Genomic DNA, 22,274 nt, shown 5'->3' on the forward strand with positions numbered 1-22,274 from the left:
CGGTGCTGGCCGACCTCGGCCCCCCGGTCCACCAGCAGCCCCGGGACCGCCACCCCACGGTTCGTCAGCAGCCCGGCCAGCCGTCCGGCCCCCGGCGCTGGCCCCTCGGCACGCCCCCAGACCCGGCACGCGGTGACCAGGCCGCCGGCCCCCGGGACCAGCAGGCAGACCTCGTCGAGCACCCGGAGCTGTCCCTGACGGCGCAGGTGGACCACGACCGGCGCGGCTGCCCCGAGCTGGGCGTGCAGGGCCGCCCGGTCCAGCCCGCCGGCGAGGGCGAGCGCCTCGAACCTGGCCGGCACGTCCGCCGGGGCGTTCGCGTGCAGCGTCCCGGCACCGCCCTCGTGGCCCGTGTTCAGCGCCGCGAGCAGGTCCACCACCTCCGGCCCCCGGCACTCGCCGACCACGATCCGGTCGGGCCGCATCCGGAGCGCCTGACGGACCAGGTCACGCAGGGTCACGGCCCCGGCGCCCTCCACATTCGGGGTACGCGCCTCCAACGCCACCACATGCCGGTGCGCCGGCCGAAGCTCCGCCGAGTCCTCCACGATCACGACCCGCTCGGCCGGCGACACCTCGCCGAGCAGCGCGTTGAGGACGGTGGTCTTCCCCGACCCGGTACTCCCCGTGACCACGAACGCGAGCCGCGCCGCCACCACCGCGCACAGCAGGGCCGCCTCGTCGGCCGGCACGAGTTCGCGAAGCGCCCAGACCTGCCGGCGGAACAGCCGCAGCGACAGGTACGGTCCGCGCCGGGCGATCGGCGGCAGCACCGCGTGCACCCGGGTGCCGTCGGGCAACCGGGCGTCCACATACGGACTCGCGTCGTCCAGCCGTCGCCCACAGGCCGCCGCGAGCCGCTGGGCGACGGCGCGCAGCTCCGCGTGCCCACCGAACCGCAGCCCGGTACGGAACAGGCCGGCCCCGCGGTCGACCCACACCTCATCCGGCCCGTTGACGAGGATGTCGGTGATCAGGTCATCCTGTTGGAGGGACTCGAGGGGCCCGATCAGGCCCGAGGAGGCGGCGCTCATGACGCCTCACCGGGCCGCGCGGACACCGGGCCGAAGCGCGGGTCGGCGAGCAGCCGCCGGCACAGCTCGGCGAGCGGGCCGCGGCCGGTGTGGGCGGGGGCCGAGCCGCGTTCGAGGGCCGTGACCAGACCGGGCTCGGACCGCAGGGTACCGGCCAGCGGCAGGCTGAGGGCGCGGGCGATCTCGGCGGCCCGCAGCCTGCCGGGCGACGGGCCACGGACGATCACCTCGACGGGCACGTCCGGCGTCCCGAGGTGCGCCACGACCTTCGCCGCCGCGGCGCAGGCGCGCAGCTCGGCCGGCACGACCAGCAGCAGCCGGTCGGCGTGCCCGATCGCGTGCCTGGCGGCGTCGTCGAGGGTGCGGGGCAGGTCGAGCACGACGAGGTCGGAGCTCGACCGCCCGGTACGCAACGCTGTCGCCATCAGCTCCGGCGACACCTCGACCGCGACGTGCCTGTCCTGGGACAGCACGCTGAGCCGGCCCCGCTCCGGGAACGGCCCGAGCTCCCCCGAGGTGAGCTCCGGCCACCGCAGCCCGCCGACCTCCTCCCAGCCGAGCACCAGATCCACGCCGCCACCCAGCGGGTCGGCGTCGACGAGCAGGACGTCGGAACCGCCACGGGCGGCCGTCACGGCGAGCCCGGCGGCGAGCACCGAGGCCCCAGCCCCGCCCCGGCCGCCGAGGACCCCGATCACCGGGGCGACCGGTGCCGCCCGCTCGGCCGCGCCGAACCTCTCGACGAGCCAGGGCTCGGCGGCCGGCAGGGCCGCGACGTGCTCGGCGCCGAGGAGCTGGGCCAGCTCCCACAGCGGGTCGTCGGGATCGGAGTCGACGACGAGGACGACCCGGGACCTGCTCGGCAGCCCGGCGCAGCCCTCGGCCTGGTCCGGGCCGACGACGACGAGGGTCGCGCCGTTCCAGAGCTGTCGGGCTGCCGCGGGATCCGGCGCGACCATCGGCACGACGCCGGCCCGGGCGGTGAGCCTGAGCAGTTCGTCCAGGAGGCGGGGGTCGGCGGTGACGATCAGCGATCGGGGATGCTGCACGGCGGGCTCCCTGCTCGGTGGGTGACCGCCCCACGTTCGCTCCGGAACCGGCAGGTTGTGCACAGCCTGTGGACAACCACCCACCCTGTGGATAACCCGGTGGACAACCGCGCTGGTGAGAGCCTCGAAGCCTGCGAAACTCCGCCGACCCCGCCCCACCACCGACCTCACGAACGGCACGCACCAGCGGCCACCAGGCCCGGCGTCACGCACCTGACCCAGGCACGGCACAGACCCGACCGCTACACAGCCCGAAACCAGACCCCTACCCGACCACGGGATAGAGGCCTCTCTGACGGAAGCCGCACAGAAAGTCACACGGTCCCGATCGGAAGCCGACCAACTCCCCGTGAGTGAATAGCCGCCCTGGACTTTCCGGCAATGGAATTCATCCGCGAATCACATGCCCGACGCTGGCCATTCGAACGACGGACCCTCGGCCGAGTTCCCGCTGACGATTCCGGCCGTCCTCGGGCACAATCGTGGTGACGATCAGCTACCGGGCCCTGACCAGGGGGAACAGCCAGCCGACACCGATGCCACTAAATGGACGACCCCCGCCGGGGGGTGGCGGGGGTCGTCGTGCGGCCCGGCTCCGGGGGGTGAGCCGGACCGACTCAGCGGTCACGGGGGGTGCGACCGCCGAGGGGCCAAGGTAAGGGAGCTATGACTATGCACCAGCATGCCTGACTTGGCCTACATAGTCGAGGCCCCTTGTTCTTCCTCCGATTCCGGCCCGGTCATCGCCCTGTTGGCGTTGAGGATCTAAACTCCGGCCGTGGGTCGCAGCGCCGCGTTCTTCGATCTCGATAAGACCGTCATTGCCAAGTCGAGCGCCTTGGCCTTCGGGCGGCCGTTCTACCGCGACGGCCTGATCACCCGGAGTGACGTCCTGCGGGCTGCGTACGCGCAGCTCGTTTATCAGCGTGCCGGCGCGGACGACCAGCAAATGGATCGAATGCGCGATTATCTCGCCCAATTGTGTAAGGGGTGGCGGGCGGACCAGGTCCGGCAGATCGTCACCGAGACTCTGGACCAGCTCATTCACCCTTACATCTACGCCGAGGCCGCGACCCTCATCTCCGAGCACCGCGCGGCCGGTCGCGACATCGTGCTCGTGTCCGCCTCCGGTGACGAGATGGTGCGGCCGATCGGCGAGCTGTTGGGCGTGACGGACGTGATCGCCACCCGGATGGTCGTCGCTGACGGTCACTACACCGGCGAGGTCGACTTCTATGCCGCCGGCCCGAACAAAGCGACGGCGGTGACCGCCCTGGCGGCCCAACGGGGGTATGACCTCACCGAGTGTTACGCGTACTCCGACTCGATCAGCGACGCCGCCCTCCTCGCCTGTGTCGGACATCCGACAGCGGTCAACCCGGATCGCGGGCTGCGCCGAGCGGCCCTCGAACACGACTGGCCAGTGTTGACCTTCCGGCACCCGATTCCGTTGCGCCGCAGGGTTCTGGGCGAGAAGCCGGCCGTCCCGGTCGCGGCGATGGCGGTCACCGCCGTGGCCATCGGCGGCGCTGCGGCGCTCTGGTATGGACGGCGCCGCCGGAGACTCACCGCCGCGATGTGACCGGCCAAAGGAACCCACGCGAGCGAGCTACGGTGGCCCGGTGACCCGTCAGCCCACACTGCAGGACGTCGCACAGGCCGCAGGGGTGTCGATCGCCACCGCCTCGCGGGTGCTCAACGGCTCAGCGTCGGCGACCTCCCGCACGGTCGGCCCCCACCTGCGCGCCCGGGTGCTCGACGCGGCCCGACGCCTGCACTACACGGCGAACGCCCAGGCCCAGGCTCTCGCGCGGAGCAGCAACCCACTGGTCGGCCTCCTGCTGCACGACATCGCCGATCCGTACTTCTCGCTGATCGCTTCGGGGGTGCTGGCCGTGGCCGAGGAGTACCGGATGAGGGTGGTCATCGCCAGCACCGGCACGGACCCGGACGTGGCGGCGGCGCATCTCGCGGCACTGCGCGGCCAGCGGGCCCAGGCGGCGATCCTGGTCGGCAGCCGGACCACGTCCGACGCCGGGGAGGCCCGGCTGGCCGAGGAGGTCGAGCAGTTCACGGCCGCCGACGGCCGGGCGGCGTGCGTGGGGCAGCCGGGCCTGCCGGCGCACACGCTCTGCCCCGACAACACGGGTGGCGGCGCGGCCGTCGGGCGGCACTTCCGGGGTCGGTCCTCGGTCGCCGTGGTGGCCGGGCCCGGACGGCTGCAGACCGTGCGCGACCGGTTGCACGGGTTCCGGTCCGGGCTGGGGCGGCTCGAGGACACCCTGGTCGAGGCCGACTTCAGCCGGGACGGCGGCTACCGGGCGGCGCAGGCGGTCCCGGCGGACACCACGGCGGCGTTCGTGATGTCGGACGTGATGGCGACCGGGTTCTGCACCGGGCTGCGCGACCGGGGGCTGCGGATTCCGCAGGACGTGTGGGTCGCGGGGTTCGGCGACGTGCCGTCGGTGCGCGACCTCTCGCCGGCGCTGACGACGGTCCGGCTGCCCTTGGTGGAGATGGGCGCGCGGGCGCTGACCCTGGCCCTGGGCGAGGAGCGGCCCCAGACGATCGGGGTACCGGCGGAGCTGGTCGTCCGCGGCAGCAGCGGAGCCTAGGTCAGCTTCACCACGGCCGGGAAGTCCCCGGGATTCATGCTGATCCGCAGGTGCCCGTCGCGCACCTCGGAACCGCGTACCCGACTCCCGATCGCCTCCGTGTACGGGAACCGACCCGGGTCCGGCAGCGGCACGGACAGCTCCGACGCCGAGGACGTCACGATGATGTAGTCCGCGCCCTCGCGCCGGGTCGACGTCCAGCCCTGCCCGGAGCTGAAACCGACCCTGGTCCCGTAGATGGCCTCACCGTGGGTGACCAGCCACTCGCCCACCCCGCGCAGTCGGCTGATCTGGTGGTCGGGGATGTTGCCGGACTGGGTGGGGCCGACGTTGAGCAGCAGGTTGGAGCCGTACCCGGCGGCGCGGGCCAGGCGCGCCGTGAGCTGCCCGGCGCTGCGCCGCAGCGGGTCGTGCGGCATGAAGCCCCAGCTGGCGTCCATGGACATGCAGGTCTCGGCCGGGGCGTCGCCGGCCAGTGCCGGGTTGACCTCCTGCTCGAAGCACTGGATGTCCTCGCCGGGTAGCAGGGTGGAGTGCCGGTTGTTGAGGATCACGGCGTCGGGCTGGGCGTTGTGCACGGCCGCGTACAGCTCGGGGTAGTGGTAGTCCGCGCGGCCGGCGAACCAGTCGGGGTGGTCGCGGGACAGCCGGGTGCCGGGCCAGTCGCCGTCGAGCCAGAGCTGCACGAGCGGCCCGTACTGGGTGCAGACCTCCTTGACCTGGCCGAACAGGTACTCCCGGAACGAGTGCCACGAGGAGTTGTTCTGCCAGTCGCGGTAGCCGGGGTGCGACCAGTCGACCAGGGAGAGGTACACACCGAGTCCGAGGCCCCGGTCGCGGCACGCGTCGGCGAGCTCGGCCAGCAGGTCCCGGCCGAACGGCGTCTTCGTGATCTTGAAGTCGGACATCTGGGTGTCGAAGAGCGAGAAGCCGTCGTGGTGCCGGGCGGTCACGGTGATGTAGCGCTGGCCGGCGTCGAGGGCGAGGTCGGCCAGTCGGGCTGCGTCCCACTCGCTGCCGTAGAAGTGGTCGGCCAGGCCCCTGTATCGGTCGGCGGGCACCCTGTCGTTGAACATGTGCCATTCGCCGCGCCCCACGAGCGCATACAGACCCCAGTGGACGAACAGCCCAAAACGGGCGTCCTGGAACCACTCAAGACCCCGAGCGCTCGCCTTCACCCCAGACCTGCCTCCCCATCGATGGACACAGCGGACTGTGCCACACCATCAAGCTCCAACACAACGACCTCATTCGACCCAGAACGCAGGATCGGCGCGGGCAGGTACAGCGTGCGCTGCGGGCCCACCGCGTTGTACCTACCCAGACAGAAGCCGTTTACCCATACATACCCGCGCAGTCCACCGGGGACGGCCAGGTACCCGTCGAGGGGTTCGTCGATCTTCAAGTCGCCCCGGGTGAAGACCGGCCCGACCCCCTCGACACCCGAACCCCAAGGAACATCTTCCCAGTTCAACGGGTACGCGGTCACCCCGTGCAGATACTGCCGCTCATGCCGGAGCGCCCGGATGCCCTTGGTCTCCCCGACGTGCGGCCCGTAGTTGACCCGGCCCAGCGACTCGACGAGGACCTCCACGGTCGCAGGACCAGCAACATCATCGATGGTGTTAGTCCCGCCACGTTCCAGGGTCGCCCGCAACTGTCCGTCAACGAACACATGCGCGCGGTCGGCGATCCCGTCCACGACCAGCGGATAGGGCTGCCGGGGGCCCGGGACCTCCACCCTGTACAGCACGAGGCCGTGCACGACGCCCAGGTCCTCATAGCTCACCGGCATCGGACTTCCGACACCGTCGCGCACCAGACCACGCCAGGACGTCGGCTCGCCGAGCGTCACCGTCCGGGGAACCAGCACCGGCGGCAACGGCTCAGGATCGGGAATGTCCGACGTGTACTTCGCGAGCACCTCCCGGAACGCCCAGAACTTCTCCGTCGGCGCCCCGCGCTCATCGATCGGCGCGTCATAGTCGTACGACGTGACGGTCGGCTGGTAGTCGCCGTCGTGGTAGGTGCCGCCCCGGTTCGCGCCGGCCCAGGTGCCGAAGTTCGTCCCGCCGTGCGCCATGTAGAAGTTGACCGACCCGCCCAGGGCCAGCATCTCGTCCAGAGTGGCCGCAGCGTCCGCCGCCGACCGGGTGATGTGCTCGTCGCCCCAGTGGTCGAACCAGCCGTTCCAGAACTCCATGCACATCGGCGGGTCGTCCGGCCGGTGCCGCTTCAGCGTCTCGAACGCCGCCTTCGGATCCGACCCGAAGTTGACCGTGGCCAGGATGCCCGGCACCGACCCCCCGGTGAGCATGTGGTCCTCGGGCCCGTCGGACGTGAACAGCGGCACGTCGACCCCCCGGGCGAGCAGCCCGTCCGCGAGATACCGCAGATACTCCTGGTCCGAGCCGTACGAGCCGTACTCGTTCTCGACCTGCACCATGATGACGTTGCCACCCCGGCTCACCTGCCGCTCGACCACCAGCGGCAACAGCGCGTCGAAGAACCGGTCCACCGGCGCCAGGAACCGCTGGTCATGACACCGCAGCGGCACGCCCGAACCGGTCAGCCACGCCGGCAGCCCGCCGTTCTCCCACTCCGCGCAGATGTACGGCCCCGGACGCACGATCGCGCACAACCCCGCCTCGGCCGCGTCGTCGAGGAACTTCGCCAGGTGGTCCAGCCGCTCCACCACCCCGGCGACCGGTTCGTGGTAGTTCCACGCCACGTACGTCTCGACCGTGTTCAGCCCCATCGCGCGGAGCATCCGCAGCCGGGCCGGCCACTGCTCGGGCAGGCTGCGGAAGTAGTGCATCGCGCCGGAGAGCACCCGGAAGGGCTCCCCGCGCAGCTCGAAGCCCTGGGGCGTGACGGCGAACGACATACGCAAGTTCCTACCCGATGTCGCGGTGCGGTGCCAGCCGGTCCCAGAAACCCCGCCCCCGGTCCCATGAACCCCAGCCGTCACAGGTTGCCCGGAATCCCTGGCGGGACCGGGAGAACCGGGGTAGAAAGGTTATAGCGGATCTCATCTGATGAACCCCGTTTCACCAGCAAGATATGAGCTCCGCCGCACGGCCACCGGGCACCCACGCGCGACCAGCCGCGGGAAGGCGCGTCGCCCAGGACAGCAGCAATGGTCCTGGCTCGACGAGAAAAGGTGCACGCATGATCACTCGGCCGGACGTGCGGATTTGAGACGGCGCTCCAGACTGTTGGAGCGCCGTCCCTCCTTGTGGGGCCTGGTCGGGCAGCCCCGTCGAAGGCGTCTCCGTCCGGGCCGGCCAACCCACAGGCCTACCTCACGGATCGCCAACCGACCAGAGTGGCAAGGGCAGCCTAGGCTTGTGGGTATGACTGTCGGCATTGTCAGCCCCGGGCACATGGGTGCCGGACTCGGATTTTCTCTGGTGCGCGGCGGCGAACGCGTGGTCGCCACGATCACCGGCCGCTCGGCGCGTACGGCCCGGCTCGCCCGGGACCTGGAGCTGCTGCCCGACCTCGACGCCGTCGTGTCCGTCTCCGACGTGCTGCTCGTCGTGACCCCGCCCGCCGAGGCCGTCGCGGCAGCCGCTGAGATCGCCGCAGCCGCGCAGCGGACCGGGGCCCGGCCGCTCGTCGTGGACATGAACGCCGTCTCCCCCGCCACCGTGACGGCCGTGCAGGCGGAGCTGGCCGGGCTCGACCTGGTCGACGGCTCGATCTCGGGCGGTCCGCCGAGCGTCGTCGACGGTACCCGGCTGTACTTCTCCGGGCCCCGGGTCGCGGAGGTCCTCACCCTGTCCTGGACCGGCGTGGAGCCGATCTCGATGGGCGGGGACGTCGGGACGGCGAGCGCGCTGAAGATGTGCACGGCGAGCGTCTACAAGGGAACCGCGGCCCTGCTGGCGCACGCGATGGTCACTGCCGAGCACCACGGGGTGCTCGACGCCTTCCTGTCGGATGTCGGACGCAACATTCCGGGCAAGCCGGTCGATGTAGCGCGGGCCGCAACAAAGGCGCACCGCTACGTCGGGGAGATGCACGAGATCGCGGCCACCCAGGCCGACGCGGGGCTGTCCCCGGCCCTGTTCGCCGCCATCGCCGCGATCTGGCGGGACATCTCGGGCGGCCCGTTGGCGAAGGGCGATCCGGAGTCCGTCAACGCGGCCATGCCCGCGGCCGAGATCGTCGCCGGGTTGTTGCCCAGAGGTTGACCTGGCCCTCTAGTGTTCCGCTGGTCATTTCCACACCCTCAGCGGAGCACCCTCCATGAACCAGGCAGCAATCACCCTCCCCGATGAGGTCTTCTACGGCCTCTTCGCGTTCTACGGCGTGTCCGGCGCGTTCCTGATCCTCGCGTCGGCACTCACCAAGAACGACACCGTCGGCTGGCGGATCGGTCGCGCCGTGATCGGCGTCGCCCTCCTCGGCTACTGCGCCTACGGCTTCCTCGGCGACGCCGAGACCGTGTTCATCAGCCTCAAGCTGACGATCGCCCCGGTGCTGCTCGTCGGCCAGGCCATCATGGCGCTGTTCAAGAAGCCCGAGCCGACTCCGGACCTGAGCCAGCTCCCGCCGCCGACCGCCCCCCAGGGCTACCCGGCCCCGGGCATGCTGCCCCCGCCCCAGGGCGCCCCGGTCCCCGGCCAGGCCCCCGCTCCGGGCCAGGCCCCAGCTCCGGGCCAGGCTCCCCAGGGCCAGGTCCCCGCCCCGGTCCCGGCACCGGCACCGGTCTCGGTCCCGCAGCAGGGCTTCGAGCCGTCCCAGGCCGGCTTCGTCGCGCCGACCCTGGCAGCTCCCGTCGCCCCGCAGGCGCCGGTCTCGCCCCAGCAGTAGCGCTCGGCGACGGGCCGGCCTCCCTCAGACCAGCCCGTCGCAGATCGCCGTGGTCTCCTCGGCGGCCCGGGTCACCGCCGCCGCGTAGTGCTTCAACCAGGACCGCAACCCGTCGGGGGTACCCGTCGCGAACGTCGCCTGCGACCCCCGGTACTCCGGCTCGCGGTCCAGGTGCCCCAGGTCGATCGGCAGCAGCCCGCGCAGGTCGAACCCGCCGGCGATCAGGGTCAGCCGGGCCGCGCCCCGGGCCACCACCCCGTTGACCTGCCCGAACGCGCCCAGCGCCAGCAGCTCCCCGTGCACGACGGCCGCGAGCAGCAGCGTGTCCTCCTTACCGGTGACCAGCTCCACGAGCGTGTCGAGCCGCGCCTGGGCCCCGGGGGCCGGCCGGCCCAGCTCGTCGTCGGGCACGATGCCCCGGCCCGCCAGCATGTGCAGTTTGGCCAGCACCTGGCGCGGGGCCCGGGGCCAGCTCGGGGCCAGCCCCTCCAGCGCCTGGGACACGCGCAGCGCGCCCTGCACCACCGGGTCGAGCGCGGTACCGGCCCGCAGGTCGTCCAGGTCGTGGTCGTGGCCTTCGAGGGCGGCGCTGGCCCGGGCGGTCCGCAGTCCGGCTTCCACGGCGACCTGGCCGCCCTGTTTGCGCATCGCGCGGTGCCGGAGCGTGGCGTCGAAGGAGGCGCGCGCCTCTGCCAGCGTGTCGGCGATGTCGGCGAGGTCCAGCAGCGGGGCGAGCGTCATGCCGCCGAGGTTACCCACCGGTTCAGTGTCGCTCACCGCGCCGGGCCGCCTTTCCGCTCCCAGCGCCGGGCCCCGACGCGGCTCACCCGACGCGGCGGCCAGCTCACGGAACGCGCCGGGTCTCGCCGGAAAAGCACCCCATGCCCCAGGCTGGGCGGACAATCTACCCGGCAGCCAACCGGTTACTGCGCGATTGGTTTCGAAAAACGGCCGGACCGAACATTTATCGAGCAGGCAGAGCACGCTATGTTGGGCCTGAGCCCTGGATCACACAAGGAGCGGCCAAGAAGATGAGCGACGCACTGGAGAACCTGCTGTCGGAAACGCGGCGTTTCGCCCCGCCCGCGGAGCTGGCGGCCCATGCCAATGTCACGAGCGACGCCCAGCCCGAGGACCGGTTGGCGTTCTGGGAGACCCAGGCGCGCCGCCTGTCCTGGGCGAAGGACTGGGACCAGACGCTGGACTGGTCGAACCCCCCGTTCGCGAAGTGGTTCGTCGGCGGCGAACTCAACGTCGCCTACAACTGTCTCGACCGGCACGTCGAGGCCGGCCTCGGTGACCGGGTCGCCATCCACTGGGAGGGCGAGCCGGGCGACACCCGCACGATCACCTACTCCGACCTGCTCAGCGAGGTCAAGCAGGCCGCCAACGCGCTGACCGACCTCGGCGTCGGCCAGGGCGACCGGGTCGCGATCTACCTGCCGATGATCCCCGAGGCCGCCGTCGCGATGCTGGCCACGGCGCGGATCGGCGCGACCCACAGCGTCGTCTTCGGCGGGTTCTCCGTCGACGCGCTGTCGGGCCGGATCCAGGACGCGGACGCGAAGCTCGTCATCACGGCCGACGGCGGCTACCGGCGCGGCGCGCCCAGCGCGCTGAAGCCCACCGTGGACGAGGCCGTGGCGCTGTGCCCGGGGATCGAGCACGTGCTGGTCGTGCGGCGGACCGGACAGGAGGTCGCCTGGACGGACAAGGACCTGTGGTGGCACGAGACGGTGGCCAAGGCCTCCACCGAGCACACCGCGCAGGCGTTCGACGCGGAGAACCCGCTGTTCATCCTCTACACGTCGGGGACGACGGCGAAGCCCAAGGGGATCCTGCACACCACGGGCGGCTACCTGACCCAGGCTTCGTACACCCATCACGCTGTTTTCGATCTGAAGCCGGAGACCGACGTCTACTGGTGCACGGCGGACATCGGCTGGGTCACCGGGCACTCCTACATCGTGTACGGCCCGCTCTCCAACGGCGCGACCCAGGTGATGTACGAGGGCACCCCGGACACCCCGCACCGGGGCCGGTTCTGGGAGATCGTGCAGAAGTACAAGGTGACGATCCTCTACACCGCGCCGACCGCGATCCGGACGTTCATGAAGTGGGGCGACGACATCCCGGCCGGTTTCGACCTGTCTTCCCTGCGCATCCTGGGCAGCGTCGGCGAGCCGATCAACCCCGAGGCCTGGATGTGGTACCGGGAACACATCGGCGCGAACAACTGTCCGATCGTCGACACCTGGTGGCAGACGGAGACCGGCGCGATGATGCTGTCCCCGCTACCGGGAGTGACGCACACCAAGCCGGGCTCGGCCATGTCCCCGCTGCCGGGCATCGCCGCGGACGTGGTGGACGACCAGGGCAACTCCGTGCCGAACGGCGGCGGCGGTTACCTGGTGCTCCGCGAGCCGTGGCCGTCGATGCTGCGCACCATCTGGGGTGACGACGCGCGCTACCTGGAGACCTACTGGTCCCGGTTCGGCGACATGTACTTCGCCGGGGACGGCGCGAAGAAGGACGAGGACGGCAACATCTGGCTGCTCGGCCGGGTGGACGACGTGATGCTGGTCTCCGGGCACAACATCTCCACGACCGAGGTGGAGTCCGCGCTGGTCAGCCACCCGGACGTCGCCGAGGCCGCCGTGGTGGGCGCGACGGACCCGACGACCGGTCAGGCGATCGTGGCGTTCGTGATCCTGCGCGGCGGGGTCGAGAGCGACGTGGACGTGCTGCGCAACCACGTGTCCAAGACGCTGGGCCCGATCTGCAAGCCCCGGCAGATCATGATCGTGCCGGAGCTGCCGAAGACCCGGTCCGGGAAGATCATGCGGCGGCTGCTGCGGGACGTCGCGGAGAACCGTACGCTCGGTGATGTCACCACTTTGCAGGACTCGTCCATCATGTCCCTGATCTCGTCGGGGATGCAGTCCAGCAAGGACGAGGACTGACGGTCTGTAGGAAGTGCTGCGGCCTACCGACGTTTACCCGTCGGTAGGCCGCAGGTCCTATGCTGCCGGCATGAAGCGACTACTCCTCGCGACGACAGCGGTGGCCCTCGCCGCCGGCATGTTCGCGGCGCAGCCGGCCACCGCCGGTCGCCCCCACGACCTCGCCGACCTGCAGATCCTCGCGATCAACGACTTCCACGGCAACCTCGAGCCCCCGACCGGCTCCTCGGGCGTCGTCACCACCCTCGATGCCTCCGGTGCCACGGTGAAGGTCCCGGCCGGTGGCGTGGAGTACCTGGCCACGCACCTGAAGAACGCCCGGGTCGGCAACCCGAACACCACCACGGTCGGCGCTGGCGACCTGATCGGCGCGAGCCCGCTGCTGTCGGCGGCGTTCCACGACGAGCCCAGTGTCAACGCGCTCGGCGACCTCGGCCTGGAGGCCACGGCCGTCGGCAACCACGAGTTCGACGAGGGCTCCGCCGAGCTGCTGCGCATGCAGGGCGGCGGCTGCCACCCGACCGACGGCTGTGCCGACCCGGCGGCGCCGTTCCAGGGGGCCAAGTTCCAGTACCTGGCGGCGAACGTCGTGGACACCGCGGCCCAGAAGACCGTCCTGCCGCCCTACTGGGTCAAGGACTTCGGCAACGGCGCCAAGGTCGGTTTCATCGGCATGACGCTGCGCGGCACCCCGGACATCGTCACCAAGTCCGGCATCGCCGGCCTGCGGTTCGACGACGAGGTCACCACGGCCAACCACTACGTCAGCGAGCTGCGGCTGCAGGGCGTCATGGCGATCGTCGTGCTGCTGCACGAGGGCGGCGTGCCGGTCAGCCAGGTCTACAACTACGACTGCAACGCCGGTGGCAACCTCGGCCTGAGCGGTCCCATCGTGGACATCGCCAAGAAGCTCAGCCCCTCGATCGACCTCGTCATCACCGGGCACACCCACCAGTCCTACGCCTGCTCGATCCCCGACCCGATGGGCCGGCCGCGCATGGTGACGAGCGCTGGCTCGTACGGGCGCGAGTACACCGACGTGCGGCTGAAGTTCGACATCGACAAGAACGACATCGTCCAGGTCACCGCGCAGAACAAGATCGTGACCCGGGACGTCCCGAAGGACCCGACGGCCACGGCACTCGTGACCAAGTACAAGACCCTGATCGCGCCGATCGCGAACCGGAAACTCGGTTACATTGCCGGCGACGTTCAGAAGGCCGTTTCCTCCACTGTCGAGACCCCGCTCGGTGACCTGATCGCCGACGCGCAGCTCGCCGCGACTTCCGCGCCGGACAAGGGTGGCGCGCAGATCGCATTGATGAATCCCGGTGGCATTCGGGCCGACCTGACCTACGCGCAGTCCGGCTCCGAGGGCAACGGGGTCGTGACCTACGCCGAGGCGTTCACCGTCCAGCCGTTCAACAACTACGTGGACACCGTGAGCCTGACCGGCGCCCAGATCGTCACCGTGCTGGGCCAGCAGTTCACCGGGACCAACTCCGGTGTGGCGAAGAAGGTTCTGCAGGTCTCGACCGGTTTCACGTACACGGTGACGGGTCTGCTGACCGTGTCCGACGTGCGCCTCAACGGCGTGCCGCTGGATCCGGCCGCGACCTACCGGGTGTCCATCAACTCGTTCCTCGCCGACGGCGGTGACGGCTTCCCCGAGCTCGCCAAGCACACCAACAAGCTCGTCGGGCCGCTGGACATCGACACGTTCGCCGCCTACATGGCCGCGAACTCCTCGGCCGCGAATCCCTACCCGGTTCCGGCCGCGACGCGGATCACGTTCCAATAAACCCTTTTCGTCGGTGCCCCGGAAGATCTTTTCCGGGGCACCTTCGTGTAACAGAAGCGTTATCCAATGGCCGCTCTACCTTAATCCCCCCTTGAGGAGCCCTCTGCCAGTCTCTGGACTACCCGCGCCATCCGATGTGAGATCCCTCATGCATCGGCCGGCGGGGTCCCAGACTGAAGGGGAGGAACCGTGCGACGACGCACAAGAGTTCTCGTGGCCGGGGTCGCGTCCGGCCTTCTTATGGCGGGCATGGCCGCCGCCGCCGTGCAGGCGCATCCCGGCGGCCCGGCCGCCCAGCCGCCGGCCTCCGACGAGCAGCGCACCAGCCGTCCCGACGAGATGCTCACGGCCGGGATGGCCAAGGAGCGCGCGCAGAAGCTTGAGGCGCTCAACGCGATCGTCAAGGACCCGACGAAGCTCGTGAAGCGCGGCGAGTCCTCCGGCGTCCAGCTGCCCAACGGCAAGTGGGTCCAGTGGGGAACGCCGAAGACGGCGCACATCTTCACCCTGCTCGCCGAGTTCGGCGACGCGACCCCGGACGGCGGTGCCCCCGGTCCGGCGCACAACCTGATCCCGGAGCCTGACCGCACCAAGGACAACTCGACGCTGTGGAACAAGGACTCCAGCCAGGCGTACTTCCAGAACACGCTGTTCTCGAAGTCCGGTGGCGACTCGATGTCCGACTTCTACCTGCGGCAGTCCTCGGGCCGCTACACCGTCACCGGTGAGGTCACCCCGTGGGTGAAGCTGCCGGCGAACGCCACCCGGTACGGCAAGAACGACCACACCGACGCCGTGCGCTACGGCGCGCTGGTCAAGGACACGGTCGACGCGTGGTACGCGCAGCAGAAGGCCGCCGGCCGGACCGACGCGCAGATCAAGACCTACCTGCAGCAGTTCGACCAGTGGGACCGCAACGACTTCGACGGCGACGGCAACTTCGACGAGCCCGACGGCTACCTGGACCACGTCCAGATCATCCACGCGGGTGAGGGCGAGGAGGCCGGTGGCGGCGCCCAGGGCGACGACGCGATCTGGTCGCACTCCTGGTCGGCCTTCGGCAGCGACGCCGGCGCGACCGGCCCGGCGGGCAACCTGCAGGGTGGTGTCCAGTTCGGTAACACCGGCATCTGGGCCGGCCGCTACACCACCGAGCCGGAGAACGGCGGGCTCGGCGTCTTCTGCCACGAGTACGGCCACGACATCGGCCTGCCCGACTACTACGACACCGACGGTGGCGACAACGGCACCGGCTTCTGGACCCTGATGTCCGGCGGCTCGTGGCTCAACCACGGCAAGCAGGACATCGGCTCGACCCCGGGCTACATGGGCCCGAACGAGAAGCTGTTCCTCGGCTGGCTCGACTACGACGTGGTTGACACCACCAAGAAGACCTCGGTGAACGTCCTCGGCGCGGCTGCCGGCGGCAACCTGTTCGGCCTCAAGCAGGCCACCATGGTCAAGCTGCCGACGCAGCACCTGACCAAGGAGTACACCAAGCCGTTCGGTGGCAGTGGCGAGTGGTGGTCCGGCTCGGACGACAACCTGCAGACCTCGCTGTCCCGCGACATCGACCTGACCGGTGCCACCTCGGCCTCGGTGAGCGCCAAGGCCTGGTACGCCACGGAAGAGGGCTACGACTACGCCAAGGGCCAGGTCTCCGTCGACGGCGGCACGACCTGGATCGACGCCGGCGCGAAGCTCGAGGGCAACTCCAACGGCTGGGTGGACCTGAACTTCGACCTGTCGGCGTACGCCGGCAAGAAGATCAAGTTCCAGTTCTACAACTACACCGACGGCGGCCTGCACTTCGACGGCCTGTTCGTGGACAACATCTCCGTGACGAAGAACGGCGCGGTCGTGTTCTCCGACGACGCCGAGTCGACCGACGCGGGCTGGACCGCCAAGGGCTTCACCCGGTTCGACGGCACCATCCACTACGACCGGGAGCACTTCTACCTGGTCGAGAACCGGCAGTACGTCGGCTACGACAAGACGCTGAAGACCGGCCCGTACAACTTCGGTTGGGGCGACACCAAGCCGGACTGGGTCGAGCGCTTCGCCTTCAACCCGGGCATCGTGGTCTGGTACGTCAACGGCGCGTACGGCGACAACAACACCAGCGCGCACCCCGGCTTCGGCCAGTCGCTGCCGGTGGACGCCCGTCCGGGTCTGATCAGCTTCCCGGCTCCGCTGAAGCCGCTGTCCAACGGCAAGGCGGGCTTCGACGGCGCGTTCAGCCGCCGTGGCGTCCCGGCGGTCACGTTCCACAAGAACGGCAACGCGGTCACCCTTCCGGCCCGCCCCGGTGTCGCTGTCTTCGACGACACCGACGTCAACAAGTACTGGAGCAACACCTCGGTCCGGGACAGCTGGAACTCGACCAAGGTGTCCGGCACCGGCGTCCGGATCGAGATCCTGCTCGACGGCAACGGCGACCTGGTCCCCGCGATCATCAAGGTCACCCGTAAGTAGTTAGAACGCACTCAAGGCGGGTGTTCCGGTTCATTCCGGAACACCCGCTTTCGCATGCCCGATATGATCATGGGATGTCCCGACCAGCGCGCGAGACCCGCAACCCGAAAGTCAAGCGCGCCCGCCGTCGGCTGCACAAACGGGCCCGGAGCGCGGCGGGCACCGTCGTGCGGTACCTGCGGATCGAGACCATCGGGGGCATGCTCCTGCTCGCGGCCACCGTCCTCGCGCTCCTGATGGCCAACACCCCGCTGTCGGACTTCTACTTCCGGCTCCGCGAGGCCCAGTTCGGGCTGGACATGTTCCACCTCAAGCTGCCGCTGGAGTCCTGGGCCAAGGACGGCCTGCTCACCCTGTTCTTCGTCGTCGCCGGCCTGGAACTCAAGCGCGAACTCGTCGTCGGGGAGCTGCGCGAGCCCCGCCGGGCGCTGTTCCCGGTGTTCGCGGCGATCGGCGGCATGCTCACCCCCGCCGCCGTCGCGCTGGCCGTCGGCTGGGGCGCCGACGGGGCGCTGAACGCGTGGGCGATCCCGGTCGCGACCGACATCGCGTTCGCGCTGGCCGTGCTGGCGGTCACGGCGTCCACCCTGCCAGCGAGCCTGCGGGTGTTCCTGCTGTCCCTGGCCGTCGTCGACGACCTGGGCGCGATCCTCATCATCGCCGTGGTCTACACCGCGTCGCTCTCCTGGACCTGGCTGCTCGCCGGGATCGCCGTGCTCGTCGTCTACGGGGTGCTGCAACAGCTCCGGTTCAAGGGCGTGTACCTGTACGTGGCGCTCGGCGTCGCCGCATGGGCGTTCATCCACGCCAGCGGTGTGCACGCGACCATCGCCGGCGTGGCTGTGGGCCTGCTCACCCGGGTCAAACCGGACAAGGGCGAGGCGCACACCCCGGCGGAGACCCTGGAGCACAAGCTGCAGCCGTTCAGCGCCGGGGTGTGCGTACCCGTCTTCGCGTTCTTCGCCGCCGGGGTCGCGCTCGACGGGGGCGCGATCCGGGCCTTCCTTGGGGACCGGGTCGCGTGGGCGGTCGTCGCCGGTCTCGTTGTCGGAAAGACGATCGGGGTACTGGGCGGCGCCAGCCTCGCCGTCCGACTCCGACTGGCCAGGCTCCCCGAGGAGCTGAGCTGGTGGGACCTGGCGGCCGTGGCGGTGCTCGCCGGCTGCGGCTTCACGGTCAGCCTGCTCATCGCCGAGCTGGCGTTCGTCGGCGACCCGCAGGCGGAGCGGATGAAGGCTGCCGTGCTGCTCGGTTCCCTGCTGTCGGCGACCGTCGCTGCACTGCTGCTGCGACGTCGGACCAAGCGCTTCGTGTCCGCCGCGTGAACGTGAGCTTATTCTTGACGGATGATCCCCGTGGCCACTGACGAGTCCGCCGTCCTGCTCGACGGGCCGTGGACGCACCGGTTCGTCAGCGCCAACGGCATCCGGTTCCACGTCGTGGAGGCCGGCCAGGGGCCACTGGTGCTGCTGCTGCACGGCTTCCCCGAGTTCTGGTACACGTGGCGGCACCAGCTCGTGGGCCTCGCGGAGGCGGGCTACCGGGCCGTGGCCGTCGACGTGCGGGGCTACGGCGCGTCCGACAAGCCCCCGCGCGGCTACGACGGCTACACCCTCGCCGGGGACATCGCCGGCCTGATCCGGGCCCTCGGCGAGCGCTCGGCGACCCTGGTCGGGCACGACATGGGCGGCATGCTCGCCTGGACGGCCGCCACGTTCCATCCGAAGCTGATCCGCCGACTGGTGATCCTGGGCGCCGCGCACCCGCTGCGGATGCGCAGCGCGCTGGTGGCGGACCCCCGGGGCCAGTTGGCGGCGAGCACCGACCTGCTCCGGTTCCAGCGGCCGAGGTACGAGCACGTGATCACCCGGGACAACGCTGCCCTCGTCGGGTCGTACCTGCACCGGTGGGCCGGGCTGGAATGGGTGCGCACGACCGACTTCGAGGAGTACGTGGCGGTCTGCCGGGCGGCCATGCAGATCCCGCAGGCTGCGTTCTGCGCCCTGGAGGCGTACCGGTGGGCGATGCGCAGCGTGCTCCGCCTCTCCGGCTACCGGTTCGTGAGCCTGCTCAAGCAGCCCATCGTGACCCCGACGCTCCAACTGCACGGGGAGTACGACGCGTGCGTGCTGCCCCGCACCGCCCAGGGCTCCGGCCGCTACGTCATCGCGCCGTACGAGTGGCGGCTGATCGACGGCGTCGGGCACTACCCGCAGATGGAGGTCCCCGAGCTGATCACCGGGGAGATCGTCCGCTGGGCGAAACAGGAGTAGCGCCGACCTCCACCCGGATCCGGTTCGCGGCGGCCAGGTGTTCCGGGTCGCCCGTGATCCGGGTCAGCACGGCCAGCGCGTCGGCCTCGCCCAGCCGGTAACCGGTCTGGCGCTGGATCTCCAGGGCCGCCCTCAGGTGCCGCTCGGCCTCGCCCCGGGCACCGGACCGGCCCAGCGCGTCGGCGAGCGCCGTCAGAGCCAGACCCTCGTGCATCCGGTACCCGATCTCGCGGGTGATCGTCAGCGCCCTGGTGGCGTGCGCCGTCGCCTGCTCGACGTCCCGTCCGGCGCGCGCGAGGCCGATGCACGCCTCCGCCTCGCCGAACAGGTAGTTGGACTCGCCGGCCCGGGTCAGGGCCTCCGCGAACCGCGCCTCGGCCTCCGCCCGGTCGCCCTGCGCCAGGAGCAGGTTGCCGAGCACGACGAGGCCGTCCACCTCCGGAACGTGGTCGTTGCCGACCCTGCTGATGGTCAGCGCCTCCCGGACCTGTTCGATGGCCTCCGGGAGCAGCCCGAGGTCCCCGGTCACCGCCGCCACCCGGATCAGGGAGTCGGCCTCACCGTGCCGGTTGCCGAATCCCCGGTGCAGCGCCAGCGCCTCGGCCAGCCGGGCCCGCGCCGAGGACAGATTCCCGAGGAAGTGCTCGGCCATGCCCAGGTTGTGCAGCGTCGGAGCGCGCATCGTCGGGCTTTCGCCGAGGGAGTCGGCCACCTCCAGGAGCCGCTCGCGCGCGATCTTCAGGCGCCCGAGCTGCATGGACACGGTCCCCAGGTTCGCCAGGCTCGTGAAGACCGGTCGGCCGGCGGCCCGCGCGTACTCCAGGGCCTCCGTGTAGGTGTCCGCGGCCCGCTCGGGCTGCCCGGTCTGCCGGTACAGGATGCCCAGGTTGTTCAGCACCGTCGTCAGGCCCTCCGGCCAGGCCCGCACCGCCAGGTCCCTGGCCCGCAGGAACAGGTCCACCGCGGCGGCGGAGTCGTTGACCGCCGCCCGGGCCATGCCCAGGTTGACCATCGCGGACGCCTGGCCGGCCGGGTCCCCGGCGTCGTCAGCGGCCCGCAGGGCGGCGGTGGCCGTGGCCAGCCAGTCCACCGGGAACCTGCGGCGGTAGAAGTAGTCGCGCAGGGCGTCGGCGAGCAGCCAGGACACCTCGGGCGAGCCGGCGGCAGGAGCCGCCTCGACCACGGCACACAGCGCGGTCCGTTCGGCGTCCAGCCAGGTCACGGCATCGGTCACGGCGTCGAACCGCGGCACGCTCGCCGAGCTGAGGCCGGGCGGCCGGGGGAGCCGGCGTCCGACGGGGTTGAGCACGGCCACCGCGGCCAACGTGCTGGCCAGATACCAGTCGTGCATCCGCCGGACCGCCGCCGGCGCCTCGTCGCCCACCTGTTCGCCGGCGTAGAGCCGCAGCAGGTCGTGCATCGAGTACCGCCCGGTCTCCGACGCGTCCACCAGGTGCGCCGACACGAGCTTGCTCAGCGGCCCGCGCACCCCGGCCACCGGCACCCCGAGCACCGCGGCGGCCACCTCCGCGGAGAAGTCGTCCACGGGCAGCAGCCCCAGCAGCCGGAACAGCCGGGCGGTCTCGGCGGGCAGCCGGGCGTAGGACAGCCCGAACGCGATCCGCACCGAGGCCTGGTCGTCCCCCTTGATCTGCAGCGCCGTGAGCCGGTCGCCCTCGCCGAGCTCCCCGGCGTACTCCGCGAGGGTGAGGTCCGGGTGGTCTGCCAGGTGCGCCGCGACGATCCGCAGCGCCAGCGGCAGGTAACCGCACAGCCGGGCCAGCTCCGCCGCCGCCTCCGGCTCGGCGGCCGTCCTGGTCCGCCCCACCACCCGGTCGAGCAGCGCGCACGCCTCGTCCGGGGACAGGATGTCCAGGTCGAGGCGGCGCGCGCCGTCCCGGGCGATCAGGCCCGACAGGCGGTCCCGGCTCGTGATCAGGGCGAGGCTGCCCGGGCTGGACGGCAGGAGCGGGCGGACCTGGTCCGGGTGGCTGGCGTTGTCGAGGACGACGAGCACCCGGCGGTCGGCGAGCAGCGTCCGGTACATGCCGGTCGCCTCGTCCAGGTCGACGGGGATCCGCTCGCCGGGCACCCCGAGGATCCGCAGGAACCGGGCCAGCGCGTCGAGCGGCCGGACCGGCGGGGTCGGGGAGTAGCCGTGCAGGTTGATGTAGAGCTGGCCGTCGGGGAAGCGGTCGCGGGCGCGGCGGGCCCAGTACACCGCGAGGGCGGTCTTGCCGACGCCGCCCGTGCCGGCGATCGTGCTGATCACCACGGCCCCGCTGTGTCCGAGCAGCGTGTCGAGGTGGCCGAGCTGCGCCTCGCGCCCGGTGAAGTCCACGATGTCCGGCGGCAGTTCGGCCGGCCCGGTGTCCGCGGCCGGCGTGCTGGGCGCCGGCAGGTCGAGCGACGGGTCGCCCCGGAGCACGGCCGTCTGGAGCCGCTGGAGCTCCGGGCCCGGGTCGAGACCGAGTTCCTCGCCGAGCGCCGTCCGGATCCGCTGGCACACGTCGAGGGCGTCGCTGCGCCGGCCGGCACGGTACAGCGCGAGGACGTGCAGCTCGGCGAGCCGTTCCCGGAGCGGGTAGCGCCCGGTCAGCTCCGCCAGCTCGGTGAGCACCTCCGCGTGCCGGCCCTGGGCCAGCTCCGCCTCGATCCGCAGGTCGGTGGCCGCGAGCAGCAGCTCGTCCAGCCCGGCGCCGACCCGGGCCCGGGTGCGCTCAGGGGCCTCCTCGCCGAGCGCCGGGCCCCGCCACAGCGCGAGGGCCGCACCGAGGACCTTCGACCGGGTGGCCGGGTCGGTGGTGTCCTTCGCCCGCTGGTACTCGCTCCGGAACCTGTGCACGTCGACGAGTGCCGGGTCGCCCTCCAGCACGTAGGCTGAACCGCGGGTGACGAGCCGGAAGCCGTACCGTTCCGCGTCGGCCTCCGCGAGCCGCTTGCGCAGCCTCGACACGTGCACCTGCAGGGCGCTGCGCGGCCGGCCGGGCTCGTCGCCGTCCCACAGGAGGTCGATCAGCCGATCGGTGGACACCGGATTGCCCAGCTCGAGCAGCAGGAGTCCGAGCAGGCAACGCTCGAGGCGTTGTCCCAGCTCAACGGGCTGGCCGGCCACCAGGGCCTGGACCGAGCCCAGTACACGGAACTCCATTACATGACCCTAACGGGCAGGCTGATCGTGGCGGCAAGCGAACGGCAAGCTTCCGGCAAGCGCCGTACAGCAAGCTGTATCCAGTAGGGCGG

The 22,274-nt window shown here is 71.1% G+C and carries 14 protein-coding genes and 1 pseudogene; 9 read left to right on the forward strand and 6 right to left on the reverse strand.

Translation table 11 applies throughout. The annotated features are described in order from the left end of the window. Positions 1-32: 32 nt before the first annotated feature. Positions 33-1,034: pseudogene (locus IW245_RS27130) on the reverse strand (TadA family conjugal transfer-associated ATPase); the annotation flags it as partial. Then, entirely contained in the window at positions 1,031-2,083 is a 1,053-nt protein-coding gene (gene ssd, locus IW245_RS27135; RefSeq protein ID WP_197005987.1) for a septum site-determining protein Ssd, read from the reverse strand. The pseudogene IW245_RS27130 and the gene ssd, both read right to left, overlap by 4 nt. 778 nt (positions 2,084-2,861) lie before the next feature. Between ssd and IW245_RS27140 the strand changes: the two genes are divergently transcribed. Further along, entirely contained in the window at positions 2,862-3,665 is an 804-nt protein-coding gene (locus IW245_RS27140; protein ID WP_197005988.1) for an HAD family hydrolase, read from the forward strand. A gap of 40 nt (positions 3,666-3,705) precedes the next feature. Continuing rightward, positions 3,706-4,698 carry a LacI family DNA-binding transcriptional regulator gene (locus IW245_RS27145; protein WP_197005989.1) on the forward strand — a complete coding sequence of 331 codons (993 nt, stop codon included), beginning with the start codon at positions 3,706-3,708 and terminating at the stop codon, positions 4,696-4,698. On the opposite strand, the gene IW245_RS27150 is transcribed toward IW245_RS27145, so the two are convergent. Together IW245_RS27150 and IW245_RS27155 are read right to left on the reverse strand one after the other, a co-directional pair. Continuing rightward, on the reverse strand, positions 4,695-5,876 hold the full coding sequence (locus tag IW245_RS27150; RefSeq protein WP_197005990.1) for an alpha-L-fucosidase: 1,182 nt from the start codon (positions 5,874-5,876) through the stop codon (positions 4,695-4,697). The genes IW245_RS27145 and IW245_RS27150 overlap by 4 nt on opposite strands. Further along, positions 5,873-7,585, reverse strand: a complete 1,713-nt coding sequence (locus IW245_RS27155) for a glycoside hydrolase family 35 protein (protein ID WP_197005991.1) — start codon at positions 7,583-7,585, stop codon at positions 5,873-5,875. Before IW245_RS27155 ends, IW245_RS27150 begins: the two co-directional genes overlap by 4 nt. 469 nt (positions 7,586-8,054) lie before the next feature. Here IW245_RS27155 and IW245_RS27160 point away from each other — a divergent pair, with 469 nt between their 5' ends. Continuing rightward, on the forward strand, positions 8,055-8,897 hold the full coding sequence (locus tag IW245_RS27160) for an NAD(P)-dependent oxidoreductase (RefSeq protein ID WP_197005992.1): 843 nt from the start codon (positions 8,055-8,057) through the stop codon (positions 8,895-8,897). 55 nt (positions 8,898-8,952) lie between these two features. Further along, a complete protein-coding gene (locus IW245_RS27165) occupies positions 8,953-9,519 on the forward strand; it encodes a hypothetical protein (protein WP_197005993.1) in 567 nt (188 codons plus the stop codon). A 24-nt stretch (positions 9,520-9,543) separates the two neighbouring features. Here the strand turns inward: IW245_RS27165 and IW245_RS27170 are convergent, their stop codons facing one another. Then, positions 9,544-10,260 (reverse strand): oxidoreductase, encoded by a 717-nt coding sequence (locus IW245_RS27170; RefSeq protein WP_197005994.1) that lies wholly within the window; start codon positions 10,258-10,260, stop codon positions 9,544-9,546. Positions 10,261-10,550: 290 nt separating this feature from the next. On the opposite strand from IW245_RS27170, the gene acs reads away from it, so the two are divergent. The 5 genes from acs to IW245_RS27195 all read left to right on the forward strand — a co-directional run bounded on the left by acs (position 10,551) and on the right by IW245_RS27195 (position 19,031). After that, positions 10,551-12,482: an acetate--CoA ligase gene (gene acs / locus IW245_RS27175; RefSeq protein ID WP_197005995.1), complete on the forward strand. Its 1,932-nt coding sequence runs from the start codon at positions 10,551-10,553 to the stop codon at positions 12,480-12,482. 70 nt (positions 12,483-12,552) lie between these two features. After that, complete coding sequence (locus IW245_RS27180) at positions 12,553-14,283, forward strand: bifunctional metallophosphatase/5'-nucleotidase (protein WP_197005996.1); 1,731 nt, start codon at positions 12,553-12,555, stop codon at positions 14,281-14,283. A gap of 189 nt (positions 14,284-14,472) precedes the next feature. Beyond that, the gene (locus IW245_RS27185) at positions 14,473-16,758 is read left to right on the forward strand and encodes an immune inhibitor A domain-containing protein (RefSeq protein WP_197005997.1); all 2,286 of its coding nucleotides are present in this window, start codon (positions 14,473-14,475) and stop codon (positions 16,756-16,758) included. A gap of 74 nt (positions 16,759-16,832) precedes the next feature. Then, positions 16,833-18,083, forward strand: coding sequence for a Na+/H+ antiporter NhaA (gene nhaA, locus IW245_RS27190; RefSeq protein WP_197005998.1), 1,251 nt, complete (start codon positions 16,833-16,835; stop codon positions 18,081-18,083). Between the two features lie 21 nt (positions 18,084-18,104). Next, positions 18,105-19,031, forward strand: a complete 927-nt coding sequence (locus IW245_RS27195; protein ID WP_197005999.1) for an alpha/beta fold hydrolase — start codon at positions 18,105-18,107, stop codon at positions 19,029-19,031. On the opposite strand, the gene IW245_RS27200 is transcribed toward IW245_RS27195, so the two are convergent. Further along, positions 18,994-22,182 carry an AfsR/SARP family transcriptional regulator gene (locus tag IW245_RS27200; RefSeq protein WP_197006000.1) on the reverse strand — a complete coding sequence of 1,063 codons (3,189 nt, stop codon included), beginning with the start codon at positions 22,180-22,182 and terminating at the stop codon, positions 18,994-18,996. The genes IW245_RS27195 and IW245_RS27200 overlap by 38 nt on opposite strands. Positions 22,183-22,274: the final 92 nt, after the last annotated feature.

The organism is Longispora fulva, assembly GCF_015751905.1.
Classification (GTDB): Bacteria; Actinomycetota; Actinomycetes; order Mycobacteriales; family Micromonosporaceae; genus Longispora; species Longispora fulva.